Source organism: Microcoleus sp. Pol10D4 (assembly GCF_036701555.1).
GTDB lineage: Bacteria > Cyanobacteriota > Cyanobacteriia > Cyanobacteriales > Microcoleaceae > Microcoleus.
Map to the genome: position 1 here is coordinate 58,870 of NZ_JAUBRA010000019.1, position 17,439 is coordinate 76,308.

At 44.1% G+C, this 17,439-nt stretch carries 13 protein-coding genes; 2 read left to right on the forward strand and 11 right to left on the reverse strand.

Annotated elements, in window-relative coordinates; genetic code table 11:
• Positions 1 to 178 precede the first annotated feature (178 nt).
• From QUA36_RS12460 to QUA36_RS12495, 9 genes are all read right to left on the reverse strand, one after another.
• Positions 179 to 1,522, reverse strand: a complete 1,344-nt coding sequence (locus QUA36_RS12460; RefSeq protein ID WP_333457728.1) for a helix-turn-helix domain-containing protein — start codon at positions 1,520 to 1,522, stop codon at positions 179 to 181.
• Between the two features lie 171 nt (positions 1,523 to 1,693).
• Positions 1,694 to 1,906, reverse strand: a complete 213-nt coding sequence (locus QUA36_RS12465) for a transposase (protein WP_333457730.1) — start codon at positions 1,904 to 1,906, stop codon at positions 1,694 to 1,696.
• A 552-nt stretch (positions 1,907 to 2,458) separates the two neighbouring features.
• Positions 2,459 to 2,650 (reverse strand): helix-turn-helix domain-containing protein, encoded by a 192-nt coding sequence (locus QUA36_RS31345; RefSeq protein WP_445301434.1) that lies wholly within the window; start codon positions 2,648 to 2,650, stop codon positions 2,459 to 2,461.
• Between the two features lie 261 nt (positions 2,651 to 2,911).
• Positions 2,912 to 4,213, reverse strand: coding sequence for a DUF4114 domain-containing protein (locus QUA36_RS12470; RefSeq protein WP_333457732.1), 1,302 nt, complete (start codon positions 4,211 to 4,213; stop codon positions 2,912 to 2,914).
• 10 nt (positions 4,214 to 4,223) lie between these two features.
• Positions 4,224 to 5,672 carry a CoxE gene (locus tag QUA36_RS12475; RefSeq protein WP_333457733.1) on the reverse strand — a complete coding sequence of 483 codons (1,449 nt, stop codon included), beginning with the start codon at positions 5,670 to 5,672 and terminating at the stop codon, positions 4,224 to 4,226.
• The gene (locus tag QUA36_RS12480) at positions 5,669 to 6,610 is read right to left on the reverse strand and encodes a MoxR family ATPase (protein WP_333457736.1); all 942 of its coding nucleotides are present in this window, start codon (positions 6,608 to 6,610) and stop codon (positions 5,669 to 5,671) included. Before QUA36_RS12480 ends, QUA36_RS12475 begins: the two co-directional genes overlap by 4 nt.
• A complete protein-coding gene (locus tag QUA36_RS12485) occupies positions 6,595 to 8,442 on the reverse strand; it encodes a CHAT domain-containing protein (RefSeq protein ID WP_333457738.1) in 1,848 nt (615 codons plus the stop codon). Before QUA36_RS12485 ends, QUA36_RS12480 begins: the two co-directional genes overlap by 16 nt.
• 171 nt (positions 8,443 to 8,613) lie before the next feature.
• A complete protein-coding gene (locus QUA36_RS12490; protein ID WP_333457739.1) occupies positions 8,614 to 10,503 on the reverse strand; it encodes a ThiF family adenylyltransferase in 1,890 nt (629 codons plus the stop codon).
• Between the two features lie 132 nt (positions 10,504 to 10,635).
• Positions 10,636 to 11,178, reverse strand: coding sequence for a hypothetical protein (locus QUA36_RS12495; protein ID WP_333457741.1), 543 nt, complete (start codon positions 11,176 to 11,178; stop codon positions 10,636 to 10,638).
• 439 nt (positions 11,179 to 11,617) lie between these two features.
• Between QUA36_RS12495 and QUA36_RS12500 the strand changes: the two genes are divergently transcribed.
• Positions 11,618 to 11,947 (forward strand): XisI protein, encoded by a 330-nt coding sequence (locus QUA36_RS12500; protein ID WP_333457743.1) that lies wholly within the window; start codon positions 11,618 to 11,620, stop codon positions 11,945 to 11,947.
• 235 nt (positions 11,948 to 12,182) lie between these two features.
• Here the strand turns inward: QUA36_RS12500 and QUA36_RS12505 are convergent, their stop codons facing one another.
• Entirely contained in the window at positions 12,183 to 13,286 is a 1,104-nt protein-coding gene (locus QUA36_RS12505) for a CHAT domain-containing protein (RefSeq protein WP_333457745.1), read from the reverse strand.
• A gap of 453 nt (positions 13,287 to 13,739) precedes the next feature.
• Between QUA36_RS12505 and QUA36_RS12510 the strand changes: the two genes are divergently transcribed.
• The gene (locus QUA36_RS12510) at positions 13,740 to 14,459 is read left to right on the forward strand and encodes a hypothetical protein (protein WP_333457747.1); all 720 of its coding nucleotides are present in this window, start codon (positions 13,740 to 13,742) and stop codon (positions 14,457 to 14,459) included.
• A gap of 68 nt (positions 14,460 to 14,527) precedes the next feature.
• Here QUA36_RS12510 and QUA36_RS12515 read toward each other — a convergent pair whose 3' ends face one another.
• Complete coding sequence (locus QUA36_RS12515; protein WP_333457749.1) at positions 14,528 to 17,437, reverse strand: CHAT domain-containing protein; 2,910 nt, start codon at positions 17,435 to 17,437, stop codon at positions 14,528 to 14,530.
• Between the last annotated feature and the right edge of the window lie 2 nt (positions 17,438 to 17,439).

Below are 17,439 nucleotides of genomic sequence, written 5' to 3' on the forward strand. Positions count from 1 at the left end.
TTGAGCCTCAGATCCGCCAGCCAAGCTAAATTCCTTTCTCAGAGAGGATTACAGGTCGATTTAAGCCCAGAATTGGTCTTAGTCCCGCGGGACTAACGCCAAGCATCATTAGGATAGGGGCAACCACGGGGGGTTGCCCCTACAAAACACCGTATATTGAGGCTGTGCGTGAGTCCTGTCAATCTGGAATGCTTAACAGATGCCAGATTTGGGATTCCAGTTCTGGTGCTGGGATTCGCTCCCCACGTTCCAACATGGATACATATCGCTGCGACACCCCTAGCCAGCCAGCCAATTGTGCTTGAGTCCAACCTTTGGCTGTTCTTGCTTCTTTTATCTCATTGCTTGTCAGTTTAGGTTTGGGAGCTTCTTTCAGACGCGGTTGAACCTGTTTGAGTTCAGCTTTGCTTGCCAGGAGTTGGGGGATAGGTGCTGGCGGATGGATGGTAATTTTGGCTGCCAATAGCGTGTCAAAGTATCCTCGTTTTTTTCGATACTTGCTACCGGGTCTCAGCCATTCTGGGTAGGTCTCTTGGTCAAACTCGATTTGAAACGCTCGCTGGAGTTTCAACAGCACTTCCAGGGTGTGATTCCAGCTATTCATCAGCGTGTAAGCTTTTTTACGGTCAGACCGGGCTATATCGATTACCGTTTGGGATAGGAGCGCTTTTAGAAGGGTTTCCACTTTGTAACTGCCACTGGTGTGAAATCGGCTTTCCATCGTCAAATGAAGTGCTAAGCGCAAAGCCAGTTCATCATGGTAGGCATCGATTTTGAGAATCTCTTGGGCTAAATAGCCAAACTGATACAAGGCTTCTTTGGCGAAGTAACCTGCTTTGTTCAAGAAGGCATGAGTCCAGAGTCCCGGTTGGACTGTGATGTAGACTTCATCAGGCTGCTCTATTTTGCCCTCCAGATTCTGCTGACCTGTTAACTGAATTTGAATATTCCACATTCGCGAGGTGTCAACGCTGGCTCTAATTCCACCTTTTTTGTGTTTGCCTTCAACCCATGTGGCTTTGATTGCTAGGCAACCTAGAGCATACGCTGTTTTAGCTAGTTCATTCAGTTTTTTAGACGCGGGCAAGTCTGTGCGTTTGTCCCAGCCCATTTCCTTGATTAAGTCACTGCCTTCGAGAGTGAATAAGCTTTCCCACGGCTCTTCTTGTCTCATAATATGAGCGGCAAAAATCAGGTGCAACTTGGCAGCGGTCAGCCCAAACTTGTCAATAATTTGCATGGCCTCTTCTAAAGGCAGCAGCGTGATGTCGCCGGGGTTGGCGATGTAGTGCTCGATGATGTTGTTGGGGTTGCCCTTGGCTCGGTGTTGGAAGTAGCCGACACCTGAAGGGTATTGCTGCCACAAGTCTGTTCTCAGTTGTGCGTGGAGGCTGGATACCATAGGAGGGGGTGTCGCAACAGGGGTGATCGGTCTACTCTGGTACAGACGAGGTTCTGTAACCGGTTTGTCTGGGGTATCTCTAACTTCAGCCAGATTTTCTGAGCTGGTGCTGTCACTCATAGTTTAGTCAATGGAAGAGAGGGCATAGCTATTTCGATCGCAGGATTAGTTCTGAAGGGAAACATGAAGAATCGCAACATTAACCTCAAGTGCTCGCGCGAGTCACACGATAACCGCTTGTTGGTGCGTTTACAGCACTTTGCGACCAAACCCGCCATAACAAGTAGCTCTCTAAATAGGCTCAAAAAACAAACCACAATGATTAAACCAATTGAGAGCATTTTCATCAGTAATAAGATTAACAGCTATAGTGATGGCTTCATCAAGAGCATCGGATGTGCGAGCTCCTTGGGAACGAAGAATTTCTTTTAACTTTGACCAACATAACTCAATGGGCGATAAATCAGGCGAGTAGGGAGGCAAAAATTTTACTTTCTTATCCAAGAGATTCAATTAAACCCTTTGTAGTCTCAGCATAATGTACAGGTAAATTATCCATGACTACAATTGCTCCACTCCACAACTGAGGTTAATATTTCCTCAAACAAATTAAAAAACTAGCTGTGTTCAGACTACCTGGAAAAGTCATAGTGGCAATTAAGCCGACCTCACTCATAGCTCCAATTAAAGTGATGTTTTTGCCTTTATTTCCTGGGCGGTTATAATAGACTCTGGCTCCACCGAACAGCACCTACCATAGTTTCGTGTCATAGCCAGATTTACACCTGTTTTATCAATGAATACGAGGTTTTTGATGTCTATAGTATCTAGCCAACGCCTAAATTCATAGCGCAATTTTTGTACTCTTTCTGTAGCTTGCTCACTCGCTACTAAAGTTTTTTTAACGCCTTATTTTTAAGCGGTTAAGAGTGCGGGACAAACTTGATATACTTACTTATATGCCTTGGCGCTCTTTTATTTCAAGAGTGAATCTCTCGCAAATATATATCTATTTTCTCTGTCACTATTATCTTTAACAATTCTTGCTCTTTACCTTTAAGCTTCGAGCGGCGATCCCCTCAAGAGAGTCCTGGCAGCTATCTCCCCCGTCTCTCGATACCGACGCAAAAAGTCACGTAGAAACGATAAACTGACTTTAAATCGTTTTGCTAACTCTTTTTGTGTGCCTTCTTTGTTTTGCCAGGCACTTAGTATCTTCTGTCGGAAGTCAATAGAATATGCTGCCATCTCTAAATAATCTCCTTTTTTTACATCTTTAAAGTTTACCAGCTTTGTAGCGGGTTTGATCTCAAATTGCTGTAAGTCTGCTATGCTACAGCATTCTGGATTCACAATGGCGATCAGACTCCCCAAAGAAATACATAAAATAGGCGACTCTAGGTGTTAAATTCTGGTAGCTAAGCAGCGATATCTATGTAAATTAATCGAACACAGAGACATCAGATGCTGGCTCCCAAATCGGAGGTGCTTCGGCTGGATTATGAAAAATCACCGGCAACCAACTCGCAAAAGGATATTCACTTTTGAGCGCCCGCAATCTTCCTCGTGTTTCTCGCACAGAAGCGTATAAAGATTTACCGCTCCCAGCAGATCTTCGATAACGAAGGTGCTGCCGTCGCCCGTAACGTCGGCTATTTGTCCGAGGCAGAAAGCATCGCCGTCGCTGGCAGTTACCATCGAGAATAGTGGCTGTTTGTCGCCCCCAAAACCGGGATTGTCGAGAACGAACCGTACCGTACCGTTAGGTACGAGCATGAAGCCGAATTCCGCACCCGGTTTCATGGCAAAGGTTTTGACGCCGCGATATTCTCCCGAATTAAAGTCGCCTTCGGGTTTCGGACTGGGCAATCTTGCTCCTTCGATGTCGTCAGAAATTACCACGTAACCTTCATGGGAATTGCTCAAAGCCCGCCTTGCTGCCTCTTTAATAAATTCAGGCGAACCCGGTGCGAACTTATCCATTCCTTCGAGGTTGAAAATGGCCAATTCCCCTTGATACAAACCGCCGTCCGCGAGAAATTCTATACCGACGAAGCTTTCTTGCCCCGGTACTTCTTCTACCTTGAAAGTTCCCCCAGAAAATTCGACGGGAATTACTGATGTTTGGCTGCCAATTGCGCTGCTTTGTGTTGTCGCAAGAGAAGCTGCATTGCTGTTTGAAGTGTCGGGTGCGCCGGATACAGCACCGACTGAATCACTCGGTGTAAGCTTCCCTATCTCACGGGCATAAGCTAATAGCGACTCAAATTGAGTCAGAGGTTCGGCAAAAGTTTCTACCAATGATGCAAGTCGTACTTGCTCTGTCCTATCCTGTTGATAGGCTTGCTCGAGGGTCGCTTTTAGTTCCTGCGCCACCTCACTCGGCTTTACATAAGCCAAAGCAGTCCACCGTTGCACCTGTGCAAAATCTCGCACCTCTCGATCGTTACTCTGAAGTTGCTGCTGCACGTAAACTAACAGAAAATCAGACAACTCATTAATCCGCTGCTGCCCAAAATTTTCATCATCTTTCAACCGATTCAACAGCGAATTTCGCACCGCTGTATCCATTTCATAAAGTTCTCGCCCTACCTCATCGCACAAACTCGAAAGTAGCAAATCTGCCACAGCTACCCAAGGAATTCCTAACACAAATCCGTGAATATCTCGTTGGAAATTCGCCCACAACTTGTATAATAAATCCGGTGTCAAAGCCAAGGGAAACGCCGCATGACACGCAAAAATTAAGTGCGTTTTTCCAAAACGCCTCTCGAAAGCTTCAATTCGTCTGCGGGCTACTTCAGGTTTCATTTCATCCCCCTTATTCAGTCCCAACAAAAACCGAACTCTGACTTTTTCCCCGCAACAAGCCGATCGTCTCCTGCAATCCCCGTCGCGTCATTTCAAACATCGGCACTAAACGCGCCACCTTACCCGCAGTCGTCCCCTGCCAGCGCGACTCCGGCATCGGATTTAGCCAAGCTACATACCGCACCTTTGTCTTAATTTGCTGGAGAAACGCCGCCGTCAACTCCACCCTTTCCTCACTGTAACCCCCGCGAGCCGCCCCAGCATCGCTAAAAATTAACATAGCAGACTTCTCAGGCCGCAGGTTAGCCAGCAAGCGATCGATTTTCTCGGATTCCAACTGATAGGGGTCATGGTATAGATAATCCACCGGACAATTCTGAAAATAATAAATGCCAGCATTCCCCAAACGCCCGCCTCGCACCGCTGTTTCTGCCAACCGCTGGGACAAATCGTGGAAGGGCACCATCGAACCGTCGCGATCGATTAATAACAGTAATTGCGATCGATTTATACGGCGCGGCACCAACACCGGACTTAACAAAATGCCCTGTCGCCCAATCTGGTTAACTGTGGCTTCCACATCCAATTCTACGGGCGGCCCTTCCCGCACGGGACGGCGCAAGTAACGCCAACTTTGCTTCATCTGCCGTCGCGTCACTGGAAAATATTCGGATGTCAGGATGAACTGGCGATCGGAAATTGCCTCATATTTATTAGTAGCTTGCATTACTGCTTTTGCAGCTTGCACCTCATCTTCTATTGCCTTTACTAATTCAGGAGGCGGGGCAGAGATAATGGGCTTGCTTGTTTCCTCAGTTAGTATTGGTGCTGTTTCGATTATACCAGAATCCTCTGTTTCCGGTGCAGAATTGGCTGGTTTTTCTGGAATGGCTGGTATAGCTTCCTGACTTTCTTTAACAATTAGTTCAAAGTGATAGTCAAATAGGCGCTTATCCTCAGCAGATTTTACCCATAAAGTTTTGCACAGGCGGTATAAAGAAGTGCGATCGCTCGTTCCAAAGCCCTTTTGTAAAGCTTCCAGTAACAGCTTATATTCACCGATACCAAGGGGAAAACCAGCTTCTCGCAGTTGACTAAAAAGCTCAATCAGGGGCAGTTCATCCACAATAGACTTCTCCAGAAAACCAGCGGGCGGGCCGTCATCCTGCCTACTCTTTAAGTATCGCTTGATGACTGACTGAAGATTATGTTTTCCAACCTTTTCGCCAAATGATTCTGAAAGTTGCTTCCAGAGTTGAAATCCAACATCCTTAATATAACCCGATGTACAATTGCTGACTTGGGCTATTTCCTGATAGGATTTTCCTTCCCAAGACAGGCGAAAGACAATTTTTTGAACTTCGGTCAAACGCTTGTTATCCATTACCGACTCTACAATTGCTAGTGCTTCATCAACGGTAATTGGTAAAAGCCCTTCAAAACTCAGATGTTTAATCATAAGTCACCCCCAACCCGCCTTTGCTTAGCATAGCGATTGTAATCATCCCAGCTTTTCAACAGCACGCCCGGATACAAAAGTTTCTTACCCAATTCATCCAGAACCCGATCTTCAGGATAGTGGCGCAGTATCCGAAACCAATCCATTAATTCACTGGTACTCACTTTTTTGCCAGCTTCTCCCTTATCTTTCCGCATCTCCTCACGCAACTGCAAAAACCTGTCAATAATTGCATTTACTAGCACTTCAGGAGATGCCACAAAGTGAGCATTGACAATCTCAATTAACTGCTGGCGCTTGGGAAATTCAAGATAATGAAACAAGCACCGCCGCAAAAAAGCATCGGGCAAATCTTTCTCATCATTGCTAGTAATAAACACAATCGGTGTTGCCTTAGCTTGAATTTTCTCTCCCGTTTCTTCGATCGCAAACCGCTGTTCGTCAAGTTCCAATAGCAAATCATTAGGAAAATCAATATCAGCCTTGTCGATTTCATCAATCAGCACCACCGTCGTTTGTTCCTTCAGAAAAGCTCGCCCCAAAGGCCCCCATTTGATATAAGTCTCAGATTTATCAATTTCTTGAATTTTATCGTCGCTGAGGCGTCCCGCCGCCGCTAATTGAGCATCCCGCAAACGCCCCACAGCATCATAAGTGTAAAGTCCATCTTTTGCCCTGCTTGTAGACTTAATATTCCAAGTTTCATAAGGTAGTCCCAACTCATAGGCAACAGCACGGGCTAATTTAGTTTTGCCACACCCAGGTTCTCCTTTAATCAGCAGGGGACGTTCTAATTGAATTGCTAAGTTAACAGCTTCAACTAAATCTTCTTCAGGAAGATAAGGATAAAGCATTTGACCGTTTTCATCGATTTGTCCTAGTTGAGGCTGTACTTTACCTGTGTATTTCAAGGCTTCTCTGTTCAGTGTTTCAGCCATATTTTCTCCCATTCATACCAATTACAATCGCACAAATCACAAATTCTGTACAGAGCTAGTTGAGGCAAGCCGCCTTCACTGCTTTCAAGAATGTCTCGGACTGATTCCTCAACTTGAGTAGTCAATTTAAGGGGCAAGTCATCAAGACCATTTTCAATCCAAAATGTCAAATCTTGTTCGCGTAGGAGAGTGATTTTGGGCAACTTAACGGGGATGTGGGGTTCCCAACAGGGGGAGAATGTCTCAGCAAAATCGACATTCTTCCATTCTTCAACACACCCGCTATGGTCAATTAAAAACATTAGTAAGCGAGAAGAAGATTGAGTTATGTCAGACACGCTTTTTACCAAGGGCAACCAAAATTGTCCAATAAATTGACTCATACATTCCTCTGGCATCTGATCGAGTCGGTCAAAGATAAAAACCACAGTTCTATTTTGGAACCAGTGAGCAACTTTATCTATAACTTGTGCCTGTGACGGTTGATTAATTAAACCGACACGACCGCCTAGTTCTTGCCACAAAGCTTTCGTATAAGTAGCGCGAGATTTTCGACTGAGTGTGACTGAAATTACTTTAGCATTTGTCGAATCAGGAACCTGCTTCATCAGCCGATTCAACAGCCATTTTTGACCGCTTTCTTCTTCGCCGTGAATCAAATAAGCACCGATGGGGTGCTGTTCAAAAAATGTTCGGAATAATCGAATTTGATGAGTATAATTTAACCGCTGTAAAACTTGGTGAAGTTTATCATGAGATTGTTGAGGTTGAGGTGAATTGGTTAGCGTTTTTGTTTCTTCTGCGGTAGTGTTCCGTAATTGTTTCCAAGTTGGCGAAGCTTCTACAGTAAAACATTGATCGTACATCACTGGCAACCAACTGGCTAGAGGATATTGTCCCTCTAATCCTTGGAGATTTTCTCTAGCCTGTCGCAAGGCTAAATATAAAGTTTTTTCATTTTTTACAAAAGCTTCTAGAAAAAATTTCAAGAATTTGTGTGCGACTTCATCGGGTATTGGTGTCCGCATGACAATAACTTGGGGAATGTTCCAACTAGCTAGAGTTTTTGCTAAACCCAAACCATCGCAAGAGTTAAAAATAGCTAGTCTCAACCCTTTGCGAACGGCTTGTTTTACAGCATTTGCTAAATCTTCAATTTTGACTGTATCTGTTTGATTAATAGAAAGAATACCTTCTCCCTCTGTTGTTTTGCTATGACCTGCAAAAAATAAAATGTCCCAGGATTCTTCATCCCTTAATTGCCTAAAAATAGTTTCCTGGTCTTTTTCTGGCAAAAAGCAGGTTTCAAGGGATAATTGCTTGAATTCTCGTTCATCTACGGTAGTGTCAATTCCTTGACTATTTCCCAGAATTGCTAGAATTCTGACTTCTGTTCTGGTTGAGTAACAAGGCTGAATTTTGTATTCTGACAAGCTAAAAGCCATCTCGGCTAGAGGATAATTTTCAAATAAATTCCAGAGATGCCAGGGAAGCTGTGCCAGATCGCTGTCGGAAGTTTGGAGAATAACTCGAATAATATCCTGAGATGTGCAATCAGTTTTTAATTCGTGCCATTTTTCGAGAAACTGCGAAGATGAAAGCCAATTATTAAGAAGTTTTTTAGCATTTAAAGGCTTGTATTTGTCCTTGAGATTAGCTTTAAAGCCGTGTTCCTTTAAGTTTTCATAAAATCTGTCGAGTTCTGGATCTGGAGGTAAACGGGCATCTAGCTCATTGTGGTACGGCTTGCCATCTTCCGCAATTCGCAGGAAAACTGGAAAACCTATCTTGAAACTCCCTTCACCCAATCGGATAACAATTAATTTTCCCATAGATTAACTTTTGTAAGCGCCGATGACAAAAAAGTCCGATCGCCCTTTTACCCGATCTTTCAAGCATTCCCCCCAACCTCTACAGTACCAGACGATCGCAGCAGAAAGCCCCAGAGGAAAGCATTTCTTCCCCTGGGGCTTTCTATCGCATCAATAATATTCAGCTTTGACTTAAGAACGAGAAGCGTTCAAAGCAGCCCGAATTCCATCAGCTTGCACACTCTGTAACGCGATCGATCGCGGGTCAACTCGATGGTGTACAGTACCGCAGACAGGACATTCCTCCCGACTCTTTGCCGTTAACCAAACGCTTTGATAAGCGTACTGTCCGGGGGTATCTCCAAACACACCTGGATAAAACCAATAATTCGGAACCATCGACAGCGTGAGATAATTTAATCCCCCATCGATCGCCGGATTCAAGAAACCTTTAAGTTTCGCCTCAGCATCCTCCGGCAACAGCAGCGACAGAGCCATTTTCACCGCGACACTGGTAACATGGTGAATATCCGCTGCGATCGCAACTTCACCCATCACTCGACCATTGTTGCCGTAATCCCCATCCGCACTCACCCGTCCCAAATCTGCTTCTGCTTTATGGCGGTTGGCCGTAGCACAAAGATAGCAGGGAGTTCGATCTGGGATAGTCACAATTACCTCTCCTCCTTCGGCACCTTTGTAAAGCCCCACAAACAAAGCAGGTTTGCCGTGAAAATAAGCAAAACGATTGAGAATGCGCTGGGCGGCGGGGTCATCGGTAGTAGCAACTATCAAGTCGGCTTGTTGCACCAAAGCATCAAAGGTTTCAACCTCATAATCCAACAAACTTTTAGGCTGTACGGTTAGTTCCAGCAGCGGGTTGATGTGCAGCAGCCGCTTCGCCAGCGCTTCCACTTTGGGACTACCCAAATCGGTAAAATCGTAGGTAGTGCGGCACAGATTCGCTGTTTCAACGGTTTCTGGATCGATGAGAGTAAGAACACCGACACCGCTGCGAACCAGTTGTTCGGCGAAGTACGAACCGACAGAACCCGTCCCCGCAATCAACACCCGTTTGCTGCTGATGTGCTGGCTGAGAATTCCTTGACTGCGCGCAAATAATCCTTGCTGGATTTCGGCTGCGGCAATTTTGGGGTCAACGCCCGAATACCAACCACTCCAGCCAGCCAAGCGCGCGCGATCCGCGTCGGCTGTAATTGGGGACTTTCCCAAAGGGCCGTACACCTTCTGGTAGGGGCCAGAACCTGCGATCGCACTTTTGACTGCTGTTAGCAAACGGTCTTCTGGTGGCGTTTGCAGCGACCAATCTAACTGAATTTGCTCTGTGTTTCCTCCTTCTGGTGTCACCATCAGCAGAGGCGGCGTGACGGGATAAGACTCGCTGACGAGAAACAGCAGTTCCAAACCGCCGTCGAGAATAACGCGACCGGCCGGCATCGCCTTTCCTTCCATTTCGGTGATAAATACTTCCGGTGGTTTACTGCTACCAAAAGTACGGCAAAGTTGCTGTAGGTTTTCCAACAGCGGTATGCGTTTGGGTGCAGCCGTCGGTTCTAGTGTTTGCAGGATACGGGGTAAATCGCGATCTGACACTTCCTTGACTGGCAGCATTTCTACTCGCAAATAATTGCGATCGCGGGAAGCGACATAACAGGAAATTTTACCTTGTGCCATCGGCAATTCATGTTCGCGCAATTGCCCCCAAGGACGCTGTAAAGTGACGATCGGGGCTACAAAGTAGGGAATGTGAGGATTGAGGTTCAGCCCTTCTAGCATCGCAGTTTCATCGGGGCCGGAAGGACGGTCTAGACCGCCTGGGTGCGAGTGGATAACGCCTTTAAACTCCAGTCCTTGATTGAGTTCTAGCTGCTGCACCCGCTGAGTTAATTGCGGGGATGGAAGATAGCTTGCACCGCTGGTATGGGCTTCTTCGTCCAAAAGAAAGCGGGTGATGATTGGCTGACCTACGGGGCCTAGAATTGCCCCTCCGCGTTCGGGAGGATGGTTGGCGATCTCAGTTTCAATGTCGTGCAGAACTGACTGTGAAATGTATAACATCATGGTTTTAAGTTGAGAGTAGGTAAATTTTGGGAACCCAGAAACCGGGTTTTTGGCTAAATACTTCGTTGCAGCCGACAGATGCGGTAAAAACCCGGTTTCTTTGGTCGGAGTGGATCGGTTGCGATCGCCCTTTTAGAGGTTGTTGATGGAGAATGGGAATAGATCGGTACGCAGATAACTGCTGAAGCCAGTTGCCCAGAGGACTGATTTGGCAAAGGCTTGTTCTAATGTAGGCAAGCCGCCTCCATCGCCGAAGCAGATGCGACCATCGCTAAACAGGTGGGCATCGTGGACATTGAACTTACCGGCAACTGCTGGGAACAAAACCATCACTTGGTATAGGCTGCCGTCGCTGTAAGCGAACATGGTATACTGGTCGCCGAGTTCGCTGGTAATGCTGTAAACCCAGCCTGTAACGCCGCTGACGGACATTTCCTGGGTGTTATTCGGGAGTTTTTGAGCTACAATTTGGCGATCGGCTGTCACAGTGGCTGCGAAGGTTTTCTGGGGAACGCGGGAGAGTTGGCGTTCAGTACCGGGTTGGGGGCGGAGGATGATGTTACCTTCGGAATCTACAAACACGCTGCGATCTGTTGAGTTTGGCAAGTCGGTGTCGCTGTGTTGGTTGGTGAGTACGCGGTTTCTGACTTCATTGAGATCTACTTGGTTCGTCATAAGTACCTCTGGATTGTTCTCTGTTATTGAGTCCTGTGGAGTTTTCAGTTTTATGCAGCATTAGCCTGGTTTTGTTGGGGCTAGTTGCTGTGGAATCGCCTGATATTGCTTTATCGCTGGTGGGTGGGGGAGTTATGCGAGGTGGGGGGAATTTTTTGGGGTGCGATCGCTGTTGGCTGCGATGATATGATGGCGGAGTGGTAATTAATAGCGATCTATTCAGTATTTTCGTGGCTATGAAATAAATTTTTCAGCGATCGTTTTATATCAAATCCAGTAGCATCGTCCTGTATTAATCTCTCTTATCTCCCTCTGTGTTCTCTGCGTTCTCTGTGGTTAAATCATGACCATGCTACGGGAAACGATTTTATTCAAGAATTAATTGCTAAACATCAGCTCAAATTACTCATTTTTGATGCTATTCAACAGGGATAATTTTATGAAAAGAATAGATTACAAAGAATTAATCCAAACAATTCTGTCTCAACACTCAAGGAATGACTTGGATACTGAAACAGAAGTTCAATTACTTTTTGATATCGAGCGGGAGCATTATCATGTCGTTCATTTGGGCTGGGACGAGCAAAAACGGGTTTACGGCTGTGTGATTCACGTCGATATAAAAGATGGTAAATTTTGGATTCAGAGGGATAGAACGGAAGCGGGAATAGCGAATGAATTAGTAGCGGCTGGGGTTCCCAAGGAAGATATTGTTTTAGCTTTTAAATCTCCTTATGTGCGTCAATTTACTGATTTTGCAGTCGGGTAATTGGGATAGGGAGGATTTATTTTTTCATCAATTGGTATTTGAGAGCGATCGACTTATGTTTTGGTTTGTGTAGTGGCTCTCAATTGCCGGATTTTCTCCGATAGTGGTGGAGGGTTGAGGAGTTGTTGATATGGATTTGATTGTTATTGATGATTATAAAGGAGAAATTTGGTATTGAGTTGATAGCGCGATCGCTGTCTAGCCTATTGACCTAGAAAGCGATCGTACCTAGTTTTTAGCTACTGCATAGTTGATGCCAATTCGGTGGCAATTGTGCCAGATTTTGGTAGATAATTGGCAACCAGCTAGCGCGGGAAAATTGATCCTCAAAACCAGTCAACCTTTCTCGTGCTTCCCTGACTGACAAATATAGGGGTTTGCCAGTAGCAAAAGCTTGAAGAAAATACTTCAAAAATTCTTGAGCTACACGATCTGGTACTGGTTCTCGCATCAAAATGACTTGGGGAATATGTAAAGAGGCTAACTCTTGGGCTAAACCTAAACCATCGCAAGAGTTGAAAATAGCTAATTGCAAACTTTGTGAGATAGCCTTTCGCAGGGGATGCTTTAAGTCACCGATGGTAACGCTTTCGGTTTCGTTGATATAAAGCCGTCCTTTTTCACCCTCAGTGCAGCTATGTCCAGCAAAATAGAGGATGTCATAGGGCTGCTGTTCCCATAACTGCTCCATTAGCTCTTCTCGCTTAGGCTTTACCACAAAACAAATTTCGGCATTGGGCAATTTCTCAAGGATTTTTCTGTCTTTTTCAAGATTAATTCCTGAATCGCTCCCTAAAATTGCCAAAATTTTGATACGCTCTCTTGATGTTTCGATCGGTATAATGCGATCGTACATTGAGGCGCTCAAGGCAAGTTGTGCTTTGGGGTAACGTTCAAAAAAGTCCCAGGCATACCAGGGTAATCGCCACAACTGAATGTCTCGCGTTTGAATGATGAGTCGCACCTCATCTTCTGGCGTTAACTTTGCCAATAACGTCTCGCGGATGGGACGGAATGACTCTGACTTTAGCCAGTCATTCATCAAAGTATTCAATTTTTCGGGTATGTCAGTTATCGAAACATTGGTTACTTGACTCGCTACTGCTTCCAGTCGTCCTACATTTGTACCCCAATAAAGGGATTGAGAGATATCGAGACGTTCAATAATTTTCCGACGGGTGGGTAATTTGCCTGAGATTTCGGTTGAAGGAAGTCTGCCCTCTTCCCCAATCCGTACTGTTACTGGAATACCTCGGCAGTTGCGCTCTCCCAGAGTCAAAACTGCCAATTTACTCGATCGCCCCTCTGCTGAAGGGACGGTTTCTTCAATTTTTCCCATGTCGGTATCTAAATTCAGGTGTACTTCGATCTGCTTATGTCAGAACGTAGCACATCAGGTATTTATGTATTCTTAGTCTTATTAAAAATTTACATATGGAAATTCCGGCTTGGTTTCATTGTAAAGATTTACAATGAAACCAAGCCGCTTTAATGCGGTCAAATATTATGTTAGATACCAGCCCTAGCCACTTGTTGTGATGCTAAGTGCCGTTGCCGTCAAGCAGATCGAAGGACACCGACACTCGCTAGCCAACTTGGTTCTTCTAAAGCAGATCGAAGGATACCGATGTTGGGCGCTTTGGGCTGTGGGGTCAGAGTTATGTTCTTTCCCCTCTACTTATGTATCGGTAAAAATGAAGGGTAAAACGAAACTTTATTCTGGGTACCGCAGAGTACCAAACCATGCACTCTTTACGTAAATTCACAAAATAGTTGACAGAGTTGAGTTTTTATGATAAATGATAGTTCACTGTGCCAACTAATAAAGCAAGCTTTACAGGATTCAGAAAAAGATCGAGATATTCATAACGCTGCGGAAGTATTAGCATTGGCTATAGATCAACTTCCAGAAGTGAAGAGATATTGCGCTGGTTGGCTACTACCCTATTACGATGAAGCTCTCCCGATCACAATGAGGGATGTTAAGCGGAACATTAACAAATTTCCACAAATATACAGACTGAACATGGCATCTGTAAATTGCGAAAATCCATCCGACGCTGGGAAGGTCCGAAAAATGTTTATTCACTGGGTAATAATGATTCTTAGGCGAGATTGCTATGACGTGAAGCGTCAGCGAGATAAGCAACCCCAAATTTTTAGTACGAGCGATATTGTAAAAGGGGAAGTTTTTTCATTAGATAATTGCGTAGCTGACCAAAATATTACCACGATGGATAGATTAATCCAACAAGAACAACATTCCCTAGCCGTAAAATTAAAACGTTACATTGAGCAAGATCCTGAACAAAAATTACAAAATTCTCATCCTCGCGGTAGAGCTGATTGTAATTGTCAGGTACTTTCGCAAAAAATTCTGCTCGACAATTTTCCTAGTGAAATCAAAAGTATTGCTAGAGAACTAAATATTCCTTATCAAACTTTACTAACACACTGGAATAGAAAATGTTTACCTATCTTAGTTGAATTAGCTGAAAACTTGGGCTATTAACTGGCTATTACAGTAGTGCTTTTAATCTATGAAATATTTTGAACAAAGTCTCTTCATATTTTCTCAATTTATTTCCCAGCCAAACGAATTTGCAATAACTTATGGATGAACTGATAACGTCCGCCAACTCGTTGCAAAAACTTTCGTTCCGTGGCATAGTTCAGGAAACGCGCATAGTTCCAAGGTATGTATCCATTGCACCAAAGAATTAAGCGCAAAGTGAAGTGTTGAATGCCCGCCATCCCTGCTTGAGTAAATCCAAAAAGTGTGCCAACAATAATAGCCGATAGCACAATATTTGCCATACCAATTTTATTCTGTAAAACTGATGATTCTACGATCATCGCCAGAAGCTGTTTGCTCATCATCGCTGCTGGTATTGCCATGCTAGTTGCACCGATAAGTGCAAATAAACTCGCATTTTTGACAGATTGCCAAATACTTTGATTGGGAATTTTTATTTTCTCGATATTAGAACCACTTACTCCATAAATCAATGCTATAACCAATCCGACGCTCAAGAAGACCATCATTCCTGATAATTTCCAAGTAATTAGTCCAGCTATCAAGCCTCCAATTAAAGATTGCAATAATTTTTGGTACGAAAAAATTAGAGTTTCCACAGGTTCTATTGTTTCAGCTTGCCCAACTGTGATAAAAGCCCAAAGACTAGATGGTAGCATTACAAATAGCGCTAAAGCCAAAACGAGAACCATTCCCCAAAAAGGCTCAAAAAGTACGCCAACTGTTAACCAAACAACGCTGCCAACAATCAGCGCCAGACTTAAACCAAAAATTAGTCCCACTCCCAAAGCATAAATTTGTTTATAACCACACGGCAACCAATGTGGCTGCATTTGTTCTAGCCAATGGGGCTGCATTTGTTCCAGCGAAAATCCTGAAAACTCTGTCTGAGACTTGTCCTGATATTTATTAGCTAGAAATGCCAGCCACTTCTGAGTTTTTTTAGCGGATGGTGCTGTTTGTTGCGAATAAGATACATTTTCAATTTCCTGTTTTAGCATTTGCTGAATATAGACATCCAACAGACTTTCTTCTAGTTCCTGAGTCGATTTGAACGTTACCTCATCTTCAAGTAACATTTCCTGGCCGACTAAAGCCATAAGATTTAGCATCAGTGGAGACTCTAACAATTTCAAGAAAGCGTCAGAGTTTTTAATTTGTTGCCAGATTTTGAGGCACTTGACATCGGCGAAATATTTTTCAACTTCTGCTTGGGCTACTGGTTGCAAACAGATTGCTCCGTTCAGTTTGAGCTTGGCATTAATAAATTCGTATCCTTCCCTGCGACTGCATACAACTAAACCCGGAGGGCGATAGGCACTTTCTCGAAATTGATTAATCGCTTCTACACAGCTTTCTTGCCAGAGTGTTTCATCTAAGCCGTCAAGCAGTGGCAATATGCGGTGATTTTCTAACAATTCCTCAGCAATATTTAGGCTGACATCATATTTAGAGACAAGTTCAGCACTCAGCCACTGGAGTAGAGTTTGCTTTTCATCTTGGAAAGATGAAAGGTTTAACAAAACAGGAATTGCCCGATTTGTGTCGTCTTCCGCCTGGGTAATTAGCTGCTTTGCTAGTTCTAACAAAGTAATTGTTTTACCGTTTCCTGGATCACCTATAATTAATAATTTGCTATCGATATTACTCTGCTGAAAAACATCGACTAATTTTGTTTCTGGACTTAAGAGTTGATTTGGCAAATGATTGAGTCTGACCTCTACACCCCAAGGTGTTTCTACTTGTTTGGGCTGAAGTTCTTTTGGTTGTTGAATAACTACCCGATTGTGCAGTGACTGTGCCCAGCGACTCTCTACTTCATCCTTTACCTTTGTTAGCAAGCGATTTCGAGTTTTGGTTGAAATAGTTTTCCTGCCTGAAACCCCACGCAATTTATCCCAAGTTGGCATTAATTGACTCGGATTTTGGCAAATGACGGGCAACCAAGAAACACCGGGCAAATTTTGCTCTAAATCTCGCAACTTTTCTCGTGCTTCTTTGACTGATAGATAAAGGGATTTACCGCTGGCAAAAGCATTCAGAAAACACTTTAAAAATGCTTGAGCTACTTTGTCGGGAACTGGCTCCCGCATAACGATAATTTGATGAATTTGCAAATGTGCGAGTTCTTGTGCTAAACCCAATCCATCACAGGAGTTTAAAATAGCTAATTTGAGACCTTTGTTAATTGCTTTTTCAAGGGGTTCTCTTAGCTCGTTTATTGTTAAGCTATCAGTTTTGTTGATATATATTCGGCCACTTTCACCTTCAGTTTGACTGTGACCAGCGAAGAATAAAATATCCCAGGAATATTTTAAAAGATGGTGATTAATTTGTTTCCGATTTGGCTGAGGTAAAACCACGGTTTCGACACCAGGTAATTGCTCTAATAATTCTCGGTCTTTTTCGGTGTTAATACCCTTGCTGTCACCTAAAATGGCTAAAATTCTGACTTTATTTCGCGATTTTTTAGCTGGGGATACTTGACCGTAGTTTGGTGCGCTTAGAGCAATTTCTGCCAAGGGGTAGTCTTTGAATAAATCCCAAAGATGCCAGGGAAGTTGCTGTAGTTGAAGGGTTGGTGCTTGAATAATAAACCGTATTTCGTCATCGGGTTTCAGACTGAGCACCAATTCCTCTCGAATCAGACTGAATTCCTGCGAGTTCAGCCATTGATTCATTGTTTTAGTTAAATGCCTTGCTTGTGCATTAACGTCATCATCAGAGAAATTAGACTGGAAGGCTGGTTTTTCTTTTAATCTTGATGGGAATTCGATGCGAGTAAGATAGGCTGACTGCCAACTTTTATAATAATTGGGAATTTTTGGGTTTGGGGGAAGATATCCATTGATAGGTGCAGGCAGAGATTCGCCCTCTAATCCAATTTGTAACTTTGCAGGAAAACCTTGCTGAAAGTCTTCTTTTTCTAGACTCAAAATAACTAATTTACCCATTG

Bases quoted from the DNA above. Each gene is read 5' to 3' on its own strand.
- QUA36_RS12460 (WP_333457728.1), bottom strand. From the start codon at position 1,522: ATGAGTGACAGCACCAGCTCAGAAAATCTGGCTGAAGTTAGAGATACC.
- QUA36_RS31345 (WP_445301434.1), bottom strand. From the start codon at position 2,650: ATGGCAGCATATTCTATTGACTTCCGACAGAAGATACTAAGTGCCTGG.
- QUA36_RS12470 (WP_333457732.1), bottom strand. From the start codon at position 4,213: ATGAAACCTGAAGTAGCCCGCAGACGAATTGAAGCTTTCGAGAGGCGT.
- QUA36_RS12475 (WP_333457733.1), bottom strand. From the start codon at position 5,672: ATGATTAAACATCTGAGTTTTGAAGGGCTTTTACCAATTACCGTTGAT.
- QUA36_RS12480 (WP_333457736.1), bottom strand. From the start codon at position 6,610: ATGGCTGAAACACTGAACAGAGAAGCCTTGAAATACACAGGTAAAGTA.
- QUA36_RS12485 (WP_333457738.1), bottom strand. From the start codon at position 8,442: ATGGGAAAATTAATTGTTATCCGATTGGGTGAAGGGAGTTTCAAGATA.
- QUA36_RS12490 (WP_333457739.1), bottom strand. From the start codon at position 10,503: ATGATGTTATACATTTCACAGTCAGTTCTGCACGACATTGAAACTGAG.
- QUA36_RS12495 (WP_333457741.1), bottom strand. From the start codon at position 11,178: ATGACGAACCAAGTAGATCTCAATGAAGTCAGAAACCGCGTACTCACC.
- QUA36_RS12500 (WP_333457743.1), top strand. From the start codon at position 11,618: ATGAAAAGAATAGATTACAAAGAATTAATCCAAACAATTCTGTCTCAA.
- QUA36_RS12505 (WP_333457745.1), bottom strand. From the start codon at position 13,286: ATGGGAAAAATTGAAGAAACCGTCCCTTCAGCAGAGGGGCGATCGAGT.
- QUA36_RS12510 (WP_333457747.1), top strand. From the start codon at position 13,740: ATGATAAATGATAGTTCACTGTGCCAACTAATAAAGCAAGCTTTACAG.
- QUA36_RS12515 (WP_333457749.1), bottom strand. From the start codon at position 17,437: ATGGGTAAATTAGTTATTTTGAGTCTAGAAAAAGAAGACTTTCAGCAA.